The 232-nt window shown below is 57.8% G+C and carries 1 pseudogene; it reads right to left on the bottom strand.

The window, feature by feature from the left end:
- Positions 1–232, bottom strand: a pseudogene (locus tag SB764_RS44960) (cytochrome o ubiquinol oxidase subunit III); the annotation flags it as partial.

Here is a 232-nt window from a genome sequence, read left to right as displayed (position 1 = left end):
CTCGACGATCAACGTCCCGCTGAAGCCTAGCCCGGAAAGGCCAGTTAGAGCCAACCCGCTTACTCCGCCTTTCTTGTTGCCCTTGTAGAAGGCCAACATGGCGAAGCCGTAGGTGATCGAACTGAACAACAGCAAGGCGGTTTCGCCGAGCACGTAAGGCAGTTCGAAGATGTCGTGGCCCGACGGGCCACCGGCAGTATTGTTTACCAGTACCGCGTACACCGCGAAGATC

It is taken from the genome of Paraburkholderia sp. SIMBA_027 (assembly GCF_046535315.1).
Lineage (GTDB): Bacteria > Pseudomonadota > Gammaproteobacteria > Burkholderiales > Burkholderiaceae > Paraburkholderia > Paraburkholderia tropica.
The sequence above is the reverse complement of the archived record's forward strand: the minus strand, read 5'-3'. Positions and strand labels throughout refer to the sequence as shown.